Source organism: Pelomonas sp. CA6, from assembly GCF_022549225.1.
In the GTDB taxonomy this organism is placed as follows: Bacteria; Pseudomonadota; Gammaproteobacteria; order Burkholderiales; family Burkholderiaceae_C; genus Roseateles.
The window spans coordinates 1-355 of record NZ_JAKZFD010000066.1 but is presented as its reverse complement, the minus strand read 5'-3'; the positions used below and the strand labels follow the sequence as shown (position 1 = coordinate 355).

General features: G+C 75.8%; 1 protein-coding gene. It reads left to right on the top strand.

What is annotated here, in order from left to right:
* Positions 1-355, top strand: a 355-nt coding sequence (locus LZ017_RS21910; RefSeq protein ID WP_374109970.1) for a hypothetical protein, incomplete at both ends; no start/stop codon positions are given.

Genomic DNA, 355 nt, shown 5'->3' with positions numbered 1-355 from the left:
CGCGCAGGTGGCCGGCGCCGGCCGCGCGCCGCAGGTCTGCGCGCTGATGGCGCAGGCGCTGCAAAGCCTGGAGCAGGCGCTGCGCGAGGGCGGCCAGGCGGCGTTGAGCGAGCTGGCACTGCTGCCTTCAGGGCTGCAGGCGCAGCTGCTGGCCTTTGGCCAGCCGGCGCAGGCGCTGCCGGAGGCGCTGGCACAGCGCTTCGACCTGCGCGGCAGCCTGCATGGCCTGGTGGAGGCGCAGGCGCGGCGAACGCCGCAGGCGCTGGCGCTGGTGAGCGACGACGAGCGTGTGAGCTATGCCGAACTGGACGCGCTGGCGGGCCGGCTGGCGGCGCAGATCGCGCCGCATCTGCGA